Origin of the sequence: Salmonella sp. GDC200615 (assembly GCF_050574145.1) — a bacterium.
GTDB classification, from domain to species: Bacteria; Pseudomonadota; Gammaproteobacteria; order Enterobacterales; family Enterobacteriaceae; genus Salmonella; species Salmonella enterica.
The window spans coordinates 2,099,241-2,118,656 of record NZ_CP192247.1 but is presented as its reverse complement, the minus strand read 5'-3'; the positions used below and the strand labels follow the sequence as shown (position 1 = coordinate 2,118,656).

The 19,416-nt window shown below is 52.0% G+C and carries 15 protein-coding genes and 4 pseudogenes; 14 read left to right on the top strand and 5 right to left on the bottom strand.

Translation table 11 applies throughout. From position 1 onward, the window contains the following. The first annotated feature begins 3 nt into the window (after window positions 1-3). The 3 genes from ACQ29O_RS10060 (at window position 4) to mlrB (ending at window position 2,680) form a co-directional block, all read left to right on the top strand. On the top strand, window positions 4-642 hold the full coding sequence (locus tag ACQ29O_RS10060; RefSeq protein ID WP_000666335.1) for a two component system response regulator: 639 nt from the start codon (window positions 4-6) through the stop codon (window positions 640-642). A gap of 178 nt (window positions 643-820) precedes the next feature. Further along, window positions 821-1,549 (top strand): MerR family transcriptional regulator, encoded by a 729-nt coding sequence (locus tag ACQ29O_RS10055; protein WP_000122325.1) that lies wholly within the window; start codon window positions 821-823, stop codon window positions 1,547-1,549. A gap of 171 nt (window positions 1,550-1,720) precedes the next feature. After that, window positions 1,721-2,680 carry a transcriptional regulator MlrB gene (gene mlrB, locus ACQ29O_RS10050; RefSeq protein ID WP_001060733.1) on the top strand — a complete coding sequence of 320 codons (960 nt, stop codon included), beginning with the start codon at window positions 1,721-1,723 and terminating at the stop codon, window positions 2,678-2,680. Between the two features lie 121 nt (window positions 2,681-2,801). Here the strand turns inward: mlrB and fumD are convergent, their stop codons facing one another. From fumD to ttrS, 3 genes are all read right to left on the bottom strand, one after another. After that, the gene (fumD, locus tag ACQ29O_RS10045; RefSeq protein ID WP_000165779.1) at window positions 2,802-3,014 is read right to left on the bottom strand and encodes a fumarate hydratase FumD; all 213 of its coding nucleotides are present in this window, start codon (window positions 3,012-3,014) and stop codon (window positions 2,802-2,804) included. A 97-nt stretch (window positions 3,015-3,111) separates the two neighbouring features. Then, entirely contained in the window at window positions 3,112-3,732 is a 621-nt protein-coding gene (gene ttrR, locus ACQ29O_RS10040; protein WP_000190927.1) for a tetrathionate respiration response regulator TtrR, read from the bottom strand. Further along, window positions 3,707-5,485 (bottom strand): tetrathionate respiration histidine kinase TtrS, encoded by a 1,779-nt coding sequence (gene ttrS / locus ACQ29O_RS10035; protein WP_001214409.1) that lies wholly within the window; start codon window positions 5,483-5,485, stop codon window positions 3,707-3,709. Before ttrS ends, ttrR begins: the two co-directional genes overlap by 26 nt. Window positions 5,486-5,666: 181 nt before the next feature. Here ttrS and ttrB point away from each other — a divergent pair. The 11 genes and pseudogenes from ttrB (at window position 5,667) to ACQ29O_RS09980 (ending at window position 17,775) form a co-directional block, all read left to right on the top strand. Then, a pseudogene (gene ttrB / locus ACQ29O_RS10030) lies at window positions 5,667-6,400 on the top strand (tetrathionate reductase subunit TtrB). Beyond that, window positions 6,401-7,419: pseudogene (ttrC, locus tag ACQ29O_RS10025) on the top strand (tetrathionate reductase subunit TtrC). It begins immediately after the preceding pseudogene. Next, complete coding sequence (gene ttrA, locus ACQ29O_RS10020) at window positions 7,412-10,474, top strand: tetrathionate reductase subunit TtrA (protein ID WP_000002350.1); 3,063 nt, start codon at window positions 7,412-7,414, stop codon at window positions 10,472-10,474. Before ttrC ends, ttrA begins: the two are co-directional and overlap by 8 nt. 322 nt (window positions 10,475-10,796) lie before the next feature. Further along, window positions 10,797-12,023 carry a PfkB family carbohydrate kinase gene (locus ACQ29O_RS10015; protein WP_020936953.1) on the top strand — a complete coding sequence of 409 codons (1,227 nt, stop codon included), beginning with the start codon at window positions 10,797-10,799 and terminating at the stop codon, window positions 12,021-12,023. Between the two features lie 11 nt (window positions 12,024-12,034). Then, a pseudogene (locus ACQ29O_RS10010) lies at window positions 12,035-12,772 on the top strand (glutamine amidotransferase). A 58-nt stretch (window positions 12,773-12,830) separates the two neighbouring features. Next, window positions 12,831-13,724 (top strand): annotated as a pseudogene (locus ACQ29O_RS10005) (proline iminopeptidase-family hydrolase). Between the two features lie 21 nt (window positions 13,725-13,745). Continuing rightward, a complete protein-coding gene (locus tag ACQ29O_RS10000; protein WP_020936952.1) occupies window positions 13,746-15,089 on the top strand; it encodes an APC family permease in 1,344 nt (447 codons plus the stop codon). Between the two features lie 163 nt (window positions 15,090-15,252). Continuing rightward, on the top strand, window positions 15,253-15,483 hold the full coding sequence (locus ACQ29O_RS09995; RefSeq protein WP_418143684.1) for a hypothetical protein: 231 nt from the start codon (window positions 15,253-15,255) through the stop codon (window positions 15,481-15,483). 7 nt (window positions 15,484-15,490) lie between these two features. Continuing rightward, window positions 15,491-16,903, top strand: a complete 1,413-nt coding sequence (gene pykF / locus ACQ29O_RS09990) for a pyruvate kinase PykF (protein ID WP_000751447.1) — start codon at window positions 15,491-15,493, stop codon at window positions 16,901-16,903. 310 nt (window positions 16,904-17,213) lie between these two features. Further along, window positions 17,214-17,450, top strand: a complete 237-nt coding sequence (lpp, locus tag ACQ29O_RS09985; protein ID WP_001082307.1) for a murein lipoprotein Lpp — start codon at window positions 17,214-17,216, stop codon at window positions 17,448-17,450. Between the two features lie 82 nt (window positions 17,451-17,532). Next, window positions 17,533-17,775, top strand: coding sequence for a major outer membrane lipoprotein (locus ACQ29O_RS09980; RefSeq protein WP_001082333.1), 243 nt, complete (start codon window positions 17,533-17,535; stop codon window positions 17,773-17,775). 65 nt (window positions 17,776-17,840) lie between these two features. On the opposite strand, the gene ldtE is transcribed toward ACQ29O_RS09980, so the two are convergent. After that, window positions 17,841-18,842 (bottom strand): L,D-transpeptidase LdtE, encoded by a 1,002-nt coding sequence (ldtE, locus tag ACQ29O_RS09975; protein ID WP_000817059.1) that lies wholly within the window; start codon window positions 18,840-18,842, stop codon window positions 17,841-17,843. A gap of 154 nt (window positions 18,843-18,996) precedes the next feature. Next, window positions 18,997-19,413: a cysteine desulfuration protein SufE gene (gene sufE, locus ACQ29O_RS09970; protein WP_000729468.1), complete on the bottom strand. Its 417-nt coding sequence runs from the start codon at window positions 19,411-19,413 to the stop codon at window positions 18,997-18,999. Window positions 19,414-19,416: the final 3 nt, after the last annotated feature.

The following is a 19,416-nucleotide window of genomic DNA, read 5'->3' as shown; positions in this document are numbered from 1 at the left end:
AAAATGAAAGAATATAAGATCTTATTAGTAGACGATCATGAAATCATCATTAACGGCATTATGAATGCCTTATTACCCTGGCCTCATTTTAAAATTGTAGAGCATGTTAAAAATGGTCTTGAGGTTTATAATGCCTGTTGCGCATACGAGCCTGACATACTTATCCTTGATCTTAGCTTACCTGGCATCAATGGCCTGGATATCATTCCTCAATTACATCAGCGTTGGCCAGCAATGAATATTCTGGTTTACACAGCATACCAACAAGAGTATATGACCATTAAAACTTTAGCCGCAGGTGCTAATGGCTATGTTTTAAAAAGCAGTAGTCAGCAAGTTCTGTTAGCGGCATTGCAAACAGTAGCAGTAAACAAGCGTTACATTGACCCAACGTTGAATCGGGAAGCTATCCTGGCTGAATTAAACGCTGACACGACCAATCATCAACTGCTTACTTTGCGCGAGCGTCAGGTTCTTAAACTTATTGACGAGGGGTATACCAATCATGGGATCAGCGAAAAGCTACATATCAGTATAAAAACCGTCGAAACACACCGGATGAATATGATGAGAAAGCTACAGGTTCATAAAGTGACAGAGTTACTTAACTGTGCCCGAAGAATGAGGTTAATAGAGTATTAACCAGGGGCGTCCGATGGTATTAAGCATTGGTCATATTTTGATGAGCCTTACGCCACGCAGTATTGCTCATCATCGACAAAATCCATACGGATGCCCTAGTATGCCGCACCATTTATCACTACCTTAGTCTTCATTTGAGCATGATATAGTAGAATCCCCTTATTTAACGGGCTTTACCATGTCGTATTCTATAGGCGAATTTGCCAGACTATGCGGTATCAATGCCGCCACGCTAAGGGCATGGCAGCGACGCTATGGTTTATTGAAACCGCAGCGTACTGATGGCGGGCATCGCTTATACAGCGATGACGATATTCGACAAGCGCTTAGCATCCTCGACTGGGTGAGAAAAGGCGTACCGATAAGCCAGGTCAAACCCTTACTGTCGCGTCCGGTCATTCGCCTGGGCGATAACTGGATAACGATCCAGGAGACGATGCTCCAACATCTCCACGAAGGGCGAATTGACGCGCTGCGGCAGTTGATTTATGACTGTGGCCGGGAATATCCTCGCGCAGAACTGGTGACCCATTTATTGCGTCCGTTGCGCAGCAAAGTGTCCGCGCACCCTCCCGCCGTGATGACGCTGCGCGAAATACTGGATGGCATCATTATTGCTTACACCTCTTTTTGCCTTGAAGGCGACAGAAAAGCGCCTGGCAACAATGCCTTTATTAGCGGATGGCATCTCTCGGATCACTGTGAAATCTGGCTGGAAGCGTTGACTCGTACCGGACAAGAGCTGCGGCTCAATGTGCTTCCCTCTCCACCAGCCGCGCTGGCGCCCGAGCTGTTCGCCCAGAGAAAATGGTTCCTGGTGACCACCGGAAAGCTCACTGCCGGGCAGAAAAAACAGCTTGCCCAGTGGCGCAACGTGGTCGCTTCGCTGGAGGTTATCACGCTATAAGCGCTGAAATAGATTTCTTCCCTTCATTCTATCTTATTGATATTTAACTACGCCAAAAAAATCTCCGCGAAAACTTAGACAAAAAAACAAAGTTGTGTAAGTTTTAAATAAGCGTGAGATAACATTTTGCGCCATTGGCGTCAGTCGTCGTACTTTCAATAAGGGGGAATCATGAATAACAAACCCGTAGTCGGCATTAGCGGATGTCTGACTGGCGCCACGGTACGCTTTGATGGCGGACATAAGCGTATGGATTTTGTCATGAACTCTCTGGCGCCGTGGGTGGACTACAAACCGATCTGCCCGGAGGTGGCGATCGGCCTGCCCGTGCCTCGCCCTGCGCTGCGTCTTATCCAGACGACCTGTGGCGACATTCGGATGCGCTATAGCCATGCCCCGCACGATGACGTCACCGAGCGAATGAATGCCTTTGCCGATCGGTTTCTGCCAACAATAGGCGAACTGGCGGGGTTTATTGTGTGTGCAAAATCGCCCAGTTGCGGAATGGAGCGCGTTCGCCTGTATGATGAAAAGGGTAACAGGGGCCGCAAAGCTGGCACGGGGCTGTTTACCGCCGCGATGATGGACAAATATCCCTGGCTGCCGATAGAGGAAGATGGTCGCCTGCACGATCCGGTACTACGCGAGAATTTCATCGCACGTATCTTCGCGCTACATGAATTAAATGCGCTACGCGCGCAGGGCTTGAGTCGTCACAGTTTGCTCGCGTTTCATAGCCGATACAAACTTCAGCTTCTCGCCCACCACCAGGCCGGCTACCGCGAAATTGGCCCTTTCGTCGCGCGTCTGCATGAGTGGGGCGATCTGGATGCCTTCTTTGTCCGATACAGAGAAAAACTGATGGCTATCCTGCGCCACCCCGCTTCACGTAAAAATCACACCAATGTGCTGATGCATATCCAGGGCTATTTTCACCGCGCGTTGAACAGCAGGCAACGCGCGGAATTACGCGAGGTGATTCTCGGCTACCGGGCGGGCCAACTACCTATCCTGGCACCGTTAACGCTGCTGAAGCACTATCTGGCGGAACATCCAGATGACTATCTACGCAGCCAGAATTATTTTGAGCCGTACCCTGATACGTTAGGGCTGCGCTTAGCCATCACCTGATAACCCTGCGCATCGCTAACGGCGGGCAACCAGCCCGCCATGGTGACAATCGCGACGATTCAAAGGCGATGCCCACTAGCATTTCGTCATTGCCAACAGGCCGTTCCCACCATGATACCGGCTATGACCGCGCCAGAGCGTTAATCACGGTTTCCATAGCCTGTTTTTCTAACGCGCTACGTTGGATGCGTTGATTCGCCAGCGCAGTTCTTAACACGCCCGCAATAACAATATATTTAGGCTCCTGCCCCAGATCGCGCATTTCCAGCACGACCTTGCCCACCACCCGGCACATCTCGCGGTACAGTTCGTCATCTTTTGTCGGTTTTGTCATACGCTTTACTCGTCGCCAGCTCAAACCAACAGAATATAACAGTCTTCTCAATTAAACAAAATTTGATAAAAATCAAAGAAATAACGCGGTTTATTATTCATGGCTCATACGTTGTTCGTATTCTGGTCTCTGGCGAGGCCATTTTTTCGAAACGCCTAATCAGTTCCGCCAGGCTACCGGCCTGCATTTTTTCCATGACTCTGGCGCGGTGCACCTCTACGGTACGCACCGCGATATTCATCGCTTCCGCAATTTCACGGTTCATAAATCCTTTTGCCACCAGGCTGGCCAGCTCACGCTCTTTCGGCGTCAACTGCTGGTAACACAGTATAATCTCACGACGCGCCACCGCTGCCGATGAAACCGTCAGCGCACGCTCCAGCGCCGCCTGTAGCGGTTTTACCGATACCGGTTTTTGCAGAAAATCGACGGCGCCGCGTTTCATCTGCTCCACGGCCATCGGTACATCGCCATGCCCGGTAAGAAAAACAACCGCCAGGGTACTTCCGCACTGGCGCAACGCATCATGAACGCCCTGCCCATCCAGTACCGGCATTCGCATATCCAGTAATACGACCCCAGCCTGATACAGACTGGCCTGCGCCAAAAAATCCGCCCCCTGCGTCCAGCATTTTACGTCATATCCCAGACTTTCCAGTAAAAACGCGCACGCGTTAGTGACCGCCGTATCATCATCCAGTAGATGAATTGTCGCCATCCCTGCCCCCATTTTCATGTAAGAAATGTATCGTGACCACCGTTCCCGACAGACCGTCCGGCGCGGTCTGGTTCCTGATACTGATATCGCCCCGCCCATACCGCACCAGCCGCTGGCAAATCGCCAGCCCTAAGCCCATCCCCTCTTTGCGGGTGGTCATAAACGGCTGAAACGCCTGACGTAATAGCGCCTCATCGATTCCCCCGGCGTTATCCTGTAAAGCGATACTGATGCCGTGTTCAGTGCGTTCAGCAACGACCCATAAATGGGTGGCGCCCGCCTGAGCCGCATTAAGAATGATATTCGCCAGTACCTGTTCCAGCAGCACTGACGGCAGCGTTACGCGCAGCGCAGCGCTAACCTCGGTATGCAGAGTCACTGTCGGAAACTGTTGCGCCATACGCAACAATTGCCAGACATGATCAATCGCCTCGCGAATGGCTATGGCCTTCCACGCTTCGGTTAGCACCGGGTTGCCCTGCGCCTGGCTGACCCAGTGACGCAGGTTACGCAGAGTATCCGCACCGCGTTGCGCCTGCTGGTCAATCTGCTCCAGCGCCGGCAGCAAGGGATGCTGTTCATCTGCAGCGCGCAGTCGAATCAGGCACCCCTGGGCATAATGTCGAATCGCGGAAAGCGGCTGATTAAGCTCATGGGCAAACCCGGAGGTCATTTCACCCAACACGCTCATTTGCCGGGCGGTTTCCAGCGCCCGCTCATGCTGATGAAGGACTACATTATTACGTTCCAGTTGTTTTCCGCGTCGACGCACCAGCAGCATGACCCAAATATAATTGAGCGTGAGCAACAGGAACGCCAGAATCACGCCACCGACCATTAGCTGGTGCTGGATTAACCAACTTTTGACATCCAGCCACAGTCGGCGCTGCTGAGGGTGCTGACGAACATCACGCAGCAAAGCTTCCACCTGACTGGTCGACGCTGGCGCGCCCCAGTGAAATGACGCGGCGGCGGGCGCGTTGAATAGCGCTCGCGTTACGCGATCCGCCAGCGCATCGCTTACCGCAGGTAGCGCCGCGAACGACCAGTCAGGATATAACGGCGTACTGGTTAAGCAAGGCAGTGGCGTCGGTCGGGAAAGCAGCGCGATAAAGTCCTTTTTATTAATCAATCCTTCCTGATCCATATTTTCTAACAGGCACACTGGCACAATTGCCGCCTGCACCGCTTTTTCGCGCAGCATATAGACTAAGGCATCGCCAGGAAATCCGGTAAAACGAAGATGAAAATCGCGCTCCGGGCGTAAGCCCGCGTCGCTGAGCGCTTTATAGCCTAATAAATAGCCGCCAAACGCCTGAGCATCAATCGCGCCGACTGTCTTACCGATGAGATCATGCGCCGTGGTGATGCCGCTATCGCGCCGGGTCAAAATCACGCTGCCAATAACATTACTCACCGCTTTCCCATCGCGCGTGGAACGCAGGGAAGCTAACCAGCGCAGCGGCGCATGGCTGTTCAGTTGGACAAATTGCGCCGGGTTGGTTATCACAAACTGCACGGTTCCCTGGTTAACGGCTTCCTGCATTTGATGCAGATCCAGCGGCTGGATATGAAAGGTTTCGCCTGGAAGCTGTTGGCTTAATGTCTTTGCCAACGGTTGCCAGTGGCTACGCGTAGACGCCTCGCCGCGCATGGCCAAAATACCGATATTCCACGTCCCTGCCCACGCGCCATGACAAAGTAGCCCTACTGCCGCCAACACCGCCAGGCGCCTTACGGTTTTACCTCTCACCCCAATATCCCTGTCAATTATGTTGTTTTAGATCAACAACAAGCCGGGTATGTGGTTAACCACAATAGAGCACACCCCGTCTCGATTTTTACACTGTAAATCATCAACATTTTTTATTCATTACACATGAACCAACATCGTGACAAATGTTTCATTGTTGGCAATGTGGACGGGAGTCAATATGGACAGCAGTAAACGGCAATTTCTCCAGCAGCTCGGCGTCCTGACCGCTGGCGCCTCGCTGGTTCCGCTGGCTGAAGCGAAATTTCCTTTTTCGCCGGAGCGGCATGAAGGCTCTCCCCGACACCGTTACGCCATGCTTATCGACCTGCGGCGTTGTATCGGCTGTCAGTCCTGTACCGTAAGTTGCACTATTGAAAACCAAACGCCGCAGGGCGCGTTTCGTACGACGGTGAACCAATACCAGGTCCAGCGTGAAGGTAGTCAGGAAGTCACGAATGTGCTATTGCCGCGTCTGTGCAACCATTGCGATAACCCCCCTGTGTGCCGGTCTGCCCGGTACAAGCCACCTTTCAGCGGGAAGATGGCATTGTGGTGGTGGATAACAAACGCTGCGTCGGCTGCGCCTATTGTGTCCAGGCGTGTCCTTACGACGCCCGATTTATCAATCATGAAACGCAAACTGCCGATAAATGCACGTTTTGCGTCCATCGTCTGGAAGCCGGGCTGTTACCCGCTTGCGTAGAGTCCTGCGTCGGCGGCGCGCGTATTATTGGCGATATCAAAGATCCCCATAGCCGCATCGCCACCATGCTTCATCAGCATCGCGACGCTATCAAGGTATTAAAGCCGGAAAACGGCACGTCGCCCCATGTTTTCTACCTGGGTCTGGACGACGCCTTTGTCACCCCATTAATGGGCCGTGCGCAGCCCGCGCTTTGGCAGGAGGTCTGAATGACGCATTCACTCATCATTGAAGAAGTGCTGGCTCACCCGCAGGACATTAGTTGGCTGCCGTGGGCGGTACAATATTTCTTTTTTATTGGCATTGCCGCCTGCGCCGCACTGTTTGCCTGTTATCTTCACTGGCGGAAAAAAGACGCCGCAACAGAAGAAAATCGGGCATTACTGATTGCCATTACCTGTGCGATTACCGCACCGCTGGCGCTGACGGCGGATCTGCACCAGACTGCCCGCGTCTGGCATTTCTATGCCTGGCCGACGCCCTGGTCGTGGATGCCCTGGGGAGCGTTGTTCCTGCCGCTGTTTACCGGATTTCTCGCTCTGTGGTTCCTGGCGCAGCAGATTAAACGATTATTCAATAAAAGTTACAACGTCACTAAATGGTTGGCGTTAGCCAGCGCGCTTTGCGCGGTGGGCCTGTTGATTTATACCGGCCGCGAAGTCTCCGTTGTGCTGGCGCGCCCAATCTGGTTTAGCTACGCCTTCCCCGTGGCTATGTTCCTTAGCGCCTTACAGGCGTTCTTCGCGCTGATGATTGTCGCCGCCCGACGCGACTCGGTAAGGCTGCCAAAAATATTGTGGGGACAAATCTGGACGCTGGCGGCGCTGGGGCTGGTTGTGGCCATGTGGGTTAGCGGCGATACGCTTTCCGGCACGGCAATCCGTCAGTGGATTACCGTCGCCCTGTCAGCCAAATATTACGCTGTCGGCTGGCTAGCGCTGTGGGTATTCACGCTGCTGTTCTGTAGCCTGACGCTACGTCATCCGTTATCGCAGCTAAGACGCGTCCTGCTGGTTCTCAGCGCGCTGGCGCTATGTTGGCTGATGCGCTGGACATTGTTGATTCAGGTACAAACCGTCCCCAAGTTCAACGCGCAATTTAACCCTTACTCGTTACCAGGCGGAACGGATGGCTGGCTATTCTCGGCACCTTCGGCCTGTGGATAGCGCTACTGATTATTATTCGTGAAACGCTGAACGGACTCACCAGGAGATTACAACATGGCTAATTTAACCCGTCGTCAGTGGCTAAAAGTCGGTCTCGCCGTCGGTGGGATGGTCACTTTTGGTCTGAGCTACCGTGATGTGGCGAAACGCGCAATTGATGGCCTGTTAAACGGGACATCCGGCAAGGTAACGCGCGACCGCATCTTTGGCAATGCGTTAATTCCGGAGGCGCAGGCGCAAACGCACTGGCAGCAAAATCCACAACAAACCATCGCCATGACGCAATGCTTCGGCTGTTGGACACAGTGCGGTATCCGCGCCCGGGTTAATGCCGATGGCAAAGTGATACGCATCGCCGGCAATCCCTATCACCCCTTGTCGCAGGAACACCCGATTGACTCGTCCGTCCCTTTTAGCGAAGCCATGGAGCAACTGGCGGGAGAAAGCGGTCTTGACGCCCGCTCAACCGCCTGCGCGCGCGGCGCCACGCTGCTGGAAAGCCTGTACAGTCCGCTACGACTGCTTGAACCGATGAAACGCGTGGGTAAACGCGGCGAAGGGAAATGGCAGCGCATCAGCTTTGAGCAACTTATTGAAGAAGTCGTGGAAGGCGGCGATCTGTTTGGCGAAGGTCATGTGGACGGACTGCGCGCTATTCATGCGCCGGATACGCCAATTGACGCAAAGCACCCCAGTTTCGGGCCCAAAACCAATCAGTTACTGGTCACGAATACCAGCGACGAAGGCCGCGATGCGTTTCTGCGTCGTTTTGCGCTAAATAGCTTCGGCAGCAAGAATTTCGGCGCGCATGGCGCCTACTGTGGACTGGCTTACCGGGCCGGCTCCGGGGCATTGATGGGCGATCTGGATAAAAACCCGCATGTCAAACCCGACTGGGAAAACGCGGAGTTTGCGCTCTTTATGGGCACCTCCCCGGCACAGTCCGGCAATCCGTTTAAACGCCAGGCACGTCAGTTGGCGAGCGCCCGACTGCGTGAGAATTTTCAATACGTCGTGGTTGCCCCCGCCCTCCCCTTATCAACGGTGCTCGCCGATCCTCGCGGTCGCTGGCAACCGGTCATGCCCGGCAGCGATTCGGCGCTGGCAATGGGGATGATCCGCTGGATCATGGATAATGAACGTTATAATGCTGATTATCTGGCGATTCCCGGCGTACAGGCTATGCAGCAGGCCGGCGAGCAAAGTTGGACCAACGCCACGCACCTGGTCATTGCGGATGAACTGCCGACGCTTGCCGGACAACACCTGACGCTGCGCCATCTTACGCCCGATGGCGAAGAGACCCCTGTCGTGCTGAATACCGACGGCGAGTTGGTCGATGCGTCCACTTGCCGACAGGCACGGCTTTTCGTGACGCAGTACGTTACGCTCGCCGACGGCCAACGGGTCACGGTGAAGAGCGGGTTGCAACGCCTGAAAGAGGCGGCAGAAAAGCTCTCGTTGGCGCAATACAGCGAACAGTGCGGCGTACCGGAAGCGCAAATTATCGCGCTGGCGGAAACCTTTACCAGTCACGGACGTAAAGCCGCGGTCATCAGTCACGGCGGCATGATGGCCGGCAATGGGTTTTATAACGCCTGGTCGGTCATGATGCTTAACGCGCTGATCGGCAACCTCAGCTTGTCCGGCGGCGTCTTTGTCGGCGGCGGCAAATTCAACGGCGTTAGCGACGGCCCCCGCTACAACATGAACAGTTTTGCCGGAAAAGTGAAACCGTCCGGGTTAAGTATTGCCCGTAGCAAAACCGCTTATGAAGCATCGGAAGAATACCGCGACAAAATTGCCGGCGGGCAATCCCCTTATCCAGCCAAAGCGCCGTGGTATCCCTTTGTGGCAGGCCAGCTTACCGAACTGTTGACCTCCGCGCTCGAAGGCTATCCTTATCCGCTTAAAGCCTGGATTTCCAATATGAGCAACCCGTTTTACGGTGTTCCCGGTCTACGCGCCGTGGCGGAAGAAAAGCTAAAAGACCCTCGCCGACTGCCGCTCTTTATCGCGATTGACGCCTTTATGAATGAAACGACGGCGCTGGCGGATTACATTGTGCCGGATACGCACAATTTTGAGAGCTGGGGCTTTACGGCGCCCTGGGGCGGCGTAGCCAGTAAAGCCACTACCGCCCGCTGGCCGGTTGTCGCCCCCGCCACTCGCCGAACGGTGGACGGGCAACCTGTCTCAATGGAAGCATTTTGTATTGCGGTAGCAAAACGGCTCCATCTGCCCGGCTTCGGCGACCGGGCGATAACCGATCCGCAGGGCAATACTTTTCCACTGAACCGGGCGGAAGACTTCTATCTGCGCGTAGCCGCTAATATCGCCTTTATGGGCAAGACGCCGGTCGCGCTGGCAAATCAGGAAGATATTTCGCTTACCGGCGTCAGCCGCATTCTGCCAGCAATTCAGCACACGCTTAAAGCTGATGAGGTCGGTCGCGTGGCGTTTATCTACTCGCGTGGCGGCCGGTTTGCGCCCGAGGATAGCGGCTATACGGAGCAACGGTTAGGTAACGCGTGGAAAAAACCCTTACAGATCTGGAATGCAGATGTCGCCGCCCACCGTCACGCCATCACCGGGGAGCGCTTCAGCGGTTGCCCGGTCTGGTATCCGGCGCGTTTGTCAGATGGTCGTGCGATTGACGACCAGTTTCCCATTGGGCAATGGCCGCTGAAACTGATTTCATTTAAATCAAATACCATGTCCAGCTCAACAGCCGTCATCCCGCGCTTACACCATGTGAAGCCAGCAAACCTGGTGGCGCTGAATCCGCAAGACGGCGAGCGTTATGGACTGCAACATGGCGATCGGGTACGGATCATTACGCCGGGCGGTCAGGTCGTGGCGCAAATCAGTTTGTTAAATGGCGTGATGCCAGGCGTCATCGCCATCGAACACGGATATGGCCACCGCGAGATGGGCGCAACGCAGCACTCTCTGGATGGCGTGCCTATGCCGTATGATCCACAAATCAGGGCAGGCATAAATCTTAACGATCTGGGCTTTGCCGATCCGACAAGAACCATTACCAACACCTGGCTCGACTGGGTTTCTGGCGCGGCAGTACGTCAGGGGCTGCCGGCAAAAATCGAGCGTATATAACCCCCGGGCCGGAGAGCGATATCGTCTTATTTCGTCGAGGGTAGCGACTGATAAGCGAACGCTGTCCGGCTGCATATACTCACTGAATCGTGCAAGCCCAACTATTTTACGTTCACCCCGTCATATTACATAGAAAATATATGACAACACTCACAAAACTATTTTCCCCTTCTGTAAGCAATTAATATTTAACACATTGGCTGCGCTTCTGATTATTGACATTCATTTGGGGTTACTTCCGGTTGACCGCATAATCTGTGATTGAATTCACCGCATGACAACATTGCCATAAATACAATTCAACTCACTACCCGGAGGCAATATGTTTAAAGAAGAAAGACGTCATGCCATCATTAATTTACTGATAAAGGATAATAGTGTTAGCGTCAGTAAACTTTCAGACCTTTATAAGGTTAGCCAGGAGACTATTCGTTCCGATCTACGCTATTTCCAGAAATCAGGTATGCTTCAGCGTTGCTATGGCGGAGGGATTTTAAACCGTGACGCGCTGAGTAAGCTTATCACTGAAAATAAGATTGATATCTCCAGCACTATCGCCACGCCAATCCATCAGGATGCAAAACTGCGCCGGGAAAACCCAAAAAAAGCAGGCAAGGTGTGTGTTTTAGGCTCATTCAATATTGATGTTTCAGCAACCGTGCCGTGGTTTCCACAAAGCGGAGAATCCATTCTGGCCAGTCAATTTGGATTCTATCCTGGCGGTAAAGGAGCCAACCAGGCTTTAGCGGCGAACAATGCCGGCGCTGCGGCACATTTTATTTTTAAAGTGGGCAAAGATCAGTTCAGCGCATTTGCTATGAATCATATTATTCAATCAGGTATCGCCTCATACAGCGCGTATCAAACAGATAAAGCGCCCACCGGTAGCGCATTGATCTATGTCTCCGCCGTGGATGGCGATAATATTATCGCCATCTACCCTGGCGCCAATATGATGCTCACCACGCAAGAGATTAACGAGCAACACCGTTATATCGCCGAGTCTGACGTTATGTTAATGCAGCTCGAAACGAACATTGAAGCGTTGACTGAATTTATTCGTCTGGGCAAACAAGAAAATAAAATGATCATGCTGAATCCTGCCCCCTATAAGAAACAGGTAACGCATTTATTATCTGATATTGACATCATCACGCCGAATGAAACTGAAGCCTCTTTTTTATCCGGCGTAACCATTACTGATATTAATGATGCGAAAAAAGCCGGAAATATTATTCTGCAATCCGGGGTGAAAAAAGTCATCATTACCCTTGGCGCCCGTGGATCTCTGCTCTGTGAGCACGCCCGCACGTTGTATATTCCTGCGTGGAGCGCCGTGGTAAAAGATGCCGCCGGGGCCGGTGACGCTTTTAATGGCGCCTTAGCCGCCGCGCTGGCGCGACAAGCAGACATGGTCGCAGCCATTCAATATGCCTCCGCTTTCGCTTCTCTGGCGGTGGAACAAGTCGGTGCGTCGAGTATGCCTCAGCACTTGCAGGTTTTACATCGAATGCGTACCCAATCTAATAAAGTCATTCACATTAATTAACAGGTGACATAATGAAAATTTTATTTATTGGCGAATCCTGGCACATTCATATGATTCACTCTAAAGGTTTTGATAGCTTTACATCAAGCAAATATGAAGAAGGCGCAGACTATTTATTATCCTGCTTACGCTAGGGTAATATCGATGTGGACTACATGCCTGCCCATATTGTGCAAACTCGTTTTCCACATACCGCCGAAGCATTAGCCTGCTATGATGCGATCGTCATCAGTGATATCGGTAGCAATACGTTCCTGCTACAAAACAGAACGTTTTATAATATGGACATTATTCCTGATGCATTACAACTTATCGCCGATTATGTTGCTGAGGGCGGCGGTCTGTTGATGATCGGCGGGTATTTATCCTTTACGGGAATAGAAGCAAAAGCCAATTATAAAAATACGGTTCTGGCGGAGGTATTGCCGGTTGATATGCTGGATGTAGATGACCGCGTAGAACTACCGCAAGGATGTAAAGCAGTAAATACTGCGGTAGAGCATGTTATTACCCAGCCATTTAGCGAATGGCCGCCGCTGTTGGGCTATAACAAGCTTATCGCCAAAGAAAATAGTCAAGTCCTTGCTGAAATTAATGGCGATCCACTGTTAGTTATGGGTACTTACCATAAAGGGAAAGTATGTTGCTTTGCCAGTGATTGTTCGCCGCACTGGGGAAGCCCGCAGTTTCTGCAATGGGAACATTACGCCACCTTCTGGTGTAATGTTTTACACACAATAAAAAAATAATATTACCCAGGCGAATATAAATTTCGCCTGCCCTGCCACACACTGAGTCATTAAGAATATGAATGATACTTATCTCTATGGCGAAATGTTTTCTGAAAACATATTGACAAGCTATCGGATTTATGGAGACAGAAAATCATTACTCACGCCGCTCATTATCCTTCATGGCGGCCCTTCTGGCGGCTTTGATTATTTATTAAATTATCGCCGTCTGGCTGATGACGGGCGCATGGTAATATTTTACGATCAATATGGCTGCGGTCGTTCAACGCATTTTCCTCATGCTGACGCGTCTTTCTGGACTATTGCGCGTTATCTCAGTCAATTAACCCAATTAATTCATCACCTGGGTATTGGACACGGGTATTCGATACTGGGACATTCCTAGGGCGGAATGCTTGCCGCAGAGCACGCCTGCTTACAGCCTGCCGGGCTTCGCGGGACGATACTGGCCAGTTCGCCGGCCAGTATCGCCCTGTGGCAACAGGAAGCCATACGGCTCTTTAACGCTCTGACGCCAATGTCCGATGACGATATCAAAAACGTCATTATGCCCGCCGTCATTTATCAAAACCCACCGGAACAGCTGGTCGCTTATTATGCCAGACACGTTTATACCCTCGCGGAAGAAGCCGTTCATGTTCAGCGCTCTAATGCGCAGTTCGCCGCCGACCCTACGGGTTATCACATTTTATGGGGAACCAATGAACTGGCGGCAAATGGCAAACTTGCCGACTGGGATATTACGCCCCATTTGTGCCAGATACGCTGTCCTGTTCTGGTACTGCGCGGCGAAAACGATCAGGCAACCGAGCGCGTCGTCTCTCCGCTTCTCTCTCACATTTCAGACTGCCGCGCGGTCACTATTCCTGGCAGCAGCCATAACCCGCATGAAGAAAATATCGCGCCCTGCCTCGCAGCGGTAAGCGCGTTTTTACGCGATCTGGCATAAAAAGCCATTAAGGTATTTATCATGAAAAAAGTCAAAAAATTGTCTCTTACCGATTTAGTGCTTTATGGTCTGGTGTTTATGGTGCCTATCGCGCCAGTCTCTCTTTATGGCGTCGTTTATAATCTTTCGCACGGTATGGTTGCGCTGGTTTATATTATTGGCGCTATCGCGATGTTTTTTACCGCGTACAGCTACTCTACCTTATCGCAGCATATCTCCTCGTCGGGTTCGGCCTATGCGTATGCTGGCGTATGCATTAATCCCGCCGTAGGGTTTCTGACCGGATGGATATTACTGCTGGATTATCTTTTGTTCCCTACGCTCGTGGCAGTGCTGGGCGGCGTCGCGGTCCACGCTATTTTACCGCAAATCCCGGTCTGGGTCTGGCCGTTGATTTATGTGGCTATCGGCACCGGAGTCAACTATCTCGGGATACAGCAAACGGCGAAATTCGATAAGTTACTGGTCTTTATTCAACTCGGTATTCTGGCGATTTTCGTGCTACTCATTGTCCGTCTGATGCTGCTGGACAGTAGTCAAATAACGCTTTCCTTCCGGCCTTTTTTCGATTCACAGTGGTTCACCCCAGGGCTCATCGCGACGGCGATTTCGGTGGCTGCGCTGAACTTTCTCGGCTTTGACGCTATCAGTACATTAAGTGAAGAAAGCGAAGGCGGGGGACGCGCCGTCAGTAAAGCAACGCTGTTGGCGTTAGTTTTGGCGACGGTACTGTTTATTATCGTTGTGGCGTTTGCGGCGTTCGCCACCGGTAATGTCGACCGCTTCGCGGAAGGCAATGCGACGAATGAAGCATTTTTCACCATTGCCGGCAACGTTGTCGGTATCTGGCTCAAAGTGGCATTTTCCATCATTGTGGCGTTTGTGTGCGCCGTCGGCAACATTATTACCGCGCAAACGGCGGTGTCCAGAGTGCTATTTTCAATTGGGCGCGACCGAATGTTGCCCGCCGTCCTCGCTCACGTCCATACCACGCGTAAAACGCCGGATTATGCCATTCTGTTTACCGGCGGCGTCACCCTGCTGCTCAGCTACCTGTTTTCCGGCAAGATTGAGTCTATCTCCACGCTGGTGAACTTTGGCGCGCTTTTCGCTTTTTTTGTCGTGAACCTGTGTGTGTTTATCCTGTTCAATTTCCGGATGAAAGCCCAGCGGCGCATTTTCGCCCATGTCATTTCGCCGATCATGGGGATGATCGTCATCGGCTACGTCTGTTTAAACATGAACATTCACGCTCTGATACTCGGAATTAGCTGGGCGGCGATCGGGATAGCGATTCTGTGCTATCGAAAAGCACATAACCAAAACATCGCCATCGACCTGGAAGGCAAAAAGTTGCTCGATTGACATTATGCGCAACAACACCCACTGTTGCGCAACGCCGCCCCTGTTCGGGCGGCGTTATCGCCAGCGACATCGTAAACAGCGTAATAACAAACCGTTGTGGATCTGCACAGATGTCTTTTGAAACAGGGTTTTCATTTTCCTTTTTTGTAAATTTCAGCGTATAATGCGCGCCAATTGTCTCTTGAATGGTTTCAGCGCATTGGACTGTAAAACTCAACGACTAAAATTATCCCCTTCCCGTTGGGCTGAAACGCGAGCACACATTCCTCTGCACGCTCTTTCGATGTCACCTATCCTTAGAGCGAGGCATCATCACTTTAGCAACACAGGCTTAGCTTCCGGGCCGTGCGCGCCCGAAGCCAGATTTCCATATCCTCCTCAACTTAAAGACTAAGACTGTCATGAAAAAGACGAAAATTGTTTGTACTATCGGTCCGAAAACCGAATCCGAAGAGATGTTAAGCAAAATGCTGGACGCGGGCATGAACGTGATGCGTCTGAACTTCTCTCATGGCGATTATGCAGAACACGGTCAGCGTATCCAGAACTTGCGCAACGTGATGAGCAAAACCGGGAAAAAAGCCGCTATTCTGCTTGATACTAAAGGACCAGAAATCCGCACCATTAAACTGGAAGGCGGTAACGACGTTTCGCTGAAAGCGGGTCAAACCTTCACTTTTACCACCGACAAATCCGTGGTCGGTAATAATGAAATCGTTGCCGTCACCTATGAAGGCTTCACCAGCGACCTGAGCGTTGGCAACACCGTCCTGGTTGACGATGGTCTGATCGGTATGGAAGTGACCGCCATCGAAGGCAATAAAGTCATTTGTAAGGTGCTGAACAACGGCGATCTGGGCGAGAACAAAGGCGTTAACCTGCCGGGCGTTTCTATTGCTCTGCCAGCGCTGGCTGAAAAAGACAAACAGGACCTGATCTTCGGTTGCGAACAGGGCGTTGACTTTGTTGCTGCGTCCTTTATCCGTAAACGTTCTGACGTTGTCGAAATTCGCGAGCATCTGAAAGCCCACGGCGGCGAAAACATCCAGATTATCTCTAAGATCGAAAACCAGGAAGGCCTGAACAACTTCGATGAAATTCTCGAAGCTTCCGACGGCATCATGGTTGCGCGTGGTGACCTGGGCGTAGAAATCCCGGTTGAAGAAGTGATTTTTGCGCAGAAAATGATGATCGAAAAATGTATCCGCGCACGTAAAGTCGTGATCACCGCGACTCAGATGCTGGATTCTATGATCAAAAACCCGCGTCCGACCCGCGCAGAAGCAGGCGACGTAGCGAACGCCATCCTCGACGGTACGGATGCGGTTATGCTGTCCGGCGAATCCGCCAAAGGGAAATACCCGCTGGAAGCCGTTTCTATCATGGCGACCATCTGCGAACGTACCGACCGCGTCATGAACAGCCGTCTGGACTACAACAACGACAGCCGTAAACTGCGCATTACGGAAGCAGTATGCCGCGGCGCGGTAGAAACCGCCGAAAAACTGGAAGCGCCGCTGATCGTGGTAGCGACCCAGGGCGGTAAATCCGCTCGCGCCGTGCGCAAATACTTCCCGGACGCCACCATCCTGGCATTGACCACCAATGAAGTGACCGCCCGTCAGTTAGTACTGAGCAAAGGCGTGGTATCGCAGCTGGTGAAAGAAATCAATTCTACTGATGATTTCTACCGTCTGGGCAAAGATGTCGCCCTGCAAAGCGGCCTCGCCCAGAAAGGCGACGTCGTAGTGATGGTCTCCGGCGCGCTGGTTCCAAGCGGCACCACTAACACCGCCTCTGTTCACGTACTGTAATAATTGTTGTGTGAATTAATTTGTTTAAAAAAGCGCCCTTCCGGCGCTTTTTTTATTTAATCGATAGCCACTATTAATAAAAAAATCAAATCGGATTTTACTATCTAATTGCGGATTATCTAAGAAGAATCCGATGGAAGCCCCCTGTTTTCTTTCGGTTTTTTAGGGACTTTCATGCATTTCGATGCTTCTTTGAGCGAACGATCAAAAATAAGTGCATTCCCATCAAAAAAATATTCTCAACATAAAAAAGTTTGTGTAATACTTGTAACGCTACATGGAGATTAACTCAATCTAGAGGGTATTAATAATGAATCGTACTAAACTGGTACTGGGCGCGGTAATCCTGGGTTCTACTCTGCTGGCTGGTTGCTCCAGCAACGCTAAAATCGATCAGCTGTCTTCTGACGTTCAGACTCTGAACGCTAAAGTTGACCAGCTGAGCAACGACGTGAACGCAATGCGTTCCGACGTTCAGGCTGCTAAAGACGACGCAGCTCGCGCTAACCAGCGTCTGGACAACCAGGCTACTAAATACCGTAAGTAATAGTACCTGCGTAATAAAAATGGCGCACATCGTGCGCCATTTTTTTTACCCATATAACCACGCAAAGTATAATGTTATTGTTATGAACCGTACTAACCAGCTGATCTTAGGTGCAGTAGTTCTGGGTTCCACGTTACTGGCAGGTTGTTCAAGCAACGCTAAAATCGATCAGTTGTCTTCCGATGTACAGACGCTGAGCGCTAAAGTTGAGCAACTGAGTAATGACGTAAATGCAATGCGTTCCGACGTTCAGGCTGCTAAAGACGACGCAGCTCGCGAGAACCAGCGTCTGGACAACAAAGTAGTATCCCACGTCCGTAAGTAATTTGACGCACGATATAAAATGGCGCACATCGTGCGCCATTTTTTTGTCCGTCGTTTACGCGAAGGCTACTGCGTCGCGCGCGTTTGCCCCTCTTCCCCGACAAAACCGTTCTGAGCGGATTCGACTGCGGTCGTATTTACCGCTGGCGTCTGCCCGGCGCTCACGCTGACTGGATACCCGGCTCGCCGGTATAGCGCCTTATCGACCAGGCGACTATCCACCCCTTGCGCGTTTCTGAACGCGGTAAATTCCGCAGGCAACACGTAGGGCATCGTCTGCACGTTTTGCTCTTCTTCCGGCGATAGCGGCCTGTGCACCTCTACATAACGAATGCCATTCGGCTCGACAGAGAATTTCACCGGCTGGTTAATCACTTTTACCGGCGTCCCCGTTCTGACCTGCGCAAATAACGCTTTGATGTCCGGCGCGTTCATGCGAATGCAACCGGAACTCACGCGCAGACCTACGCTATCCGGCGCGCTGGTGCCATGAATGAGATATTCCCCATTACCGTGCGCCAGACGCAGCGCATAGCGTCCCAGCGGGTTATTTGGCCCGGCAGGGATCACCGGCGGCAGCGTGATCCCCCGCTCAAGCGAACGTTGGCGTATGCCCGCCGTCGGCGTCCACGTCGGGTTGGGGATCTTTTGCCCTATCCGGGTGTCCATGACGGGAGTTTCCAGTCCCTGCAAACCGATGCCGATGGGATACACCTGAACGCGGTTTTCTCCCGGCGGGTAATAATACAGCCGTAGCTCCGCGAGGTTGACGATAACGCCTTCCCTGGGCGCATCCGGCAATAGCATCTGCGAGGGAATGGTAATTAGCGTACCGGGCTTAGGCACCGGCGCAATCGTATTGTTCGCTTCAAGAATGAGCATCGCCGCCGTATCAAAACGCCGGGCGATAGCCTGCAGGTTTTTATCACCTTCCTGTACGGTATAGGTTTGATTCTGACCAATAAGACGGCTGCCTTCGGGCGGTAATGGATAATCAACCGCCCAGGCTGCCTGTAACGCGCTATACGCGCCGATAATAGTTAGCGTAATGAAAGACGCACGTTTCATACCAAACCTCCTGTATTCCTGGTGATGCCCTCTGCGACGACTGGTAGCGCTTCGCTTATCAGAACAACAAAATATACGCTCTGTCCACTCTGGATAAAGCGACGTCGCCGTCCGACAAAGGATTTGACATCAGGTAGAACGCTGTCTGTACAGTTTAGCTAAGAGTGGCGGCCTTAGCGCGAATTGCGCGAATCATTGCTTCCAGCCCCTGAGAACGAGAAGGTGTGAGGTGCTGCGCAAGCGCCATTTTTTCGAACCATGGCCGGACATCAAAATGCACAATATCCTGCGCCGTCATTTGGTGGTACAAAATAAATACCACCGCCATAAGGCCCTTAACGATCGCCGCGTCGCTGTCGCCCTGCAATTCGATAATGCCGTTGGCGTTTCGCCGCATCACGATCCACACCTGGCTCTGACAGCCATGAATCGTATTTTGCGGATTACGATCCTGCGGATTTAACTCCGCCAGGCGCTGCCCCAACTCAATAATATATAAATATTTCTCTTCCCAATTAGCGCAACGCGTAAAGTTACGCAGCAGTTTTTCTTTATCCGGTAGCGCAGCCATAAA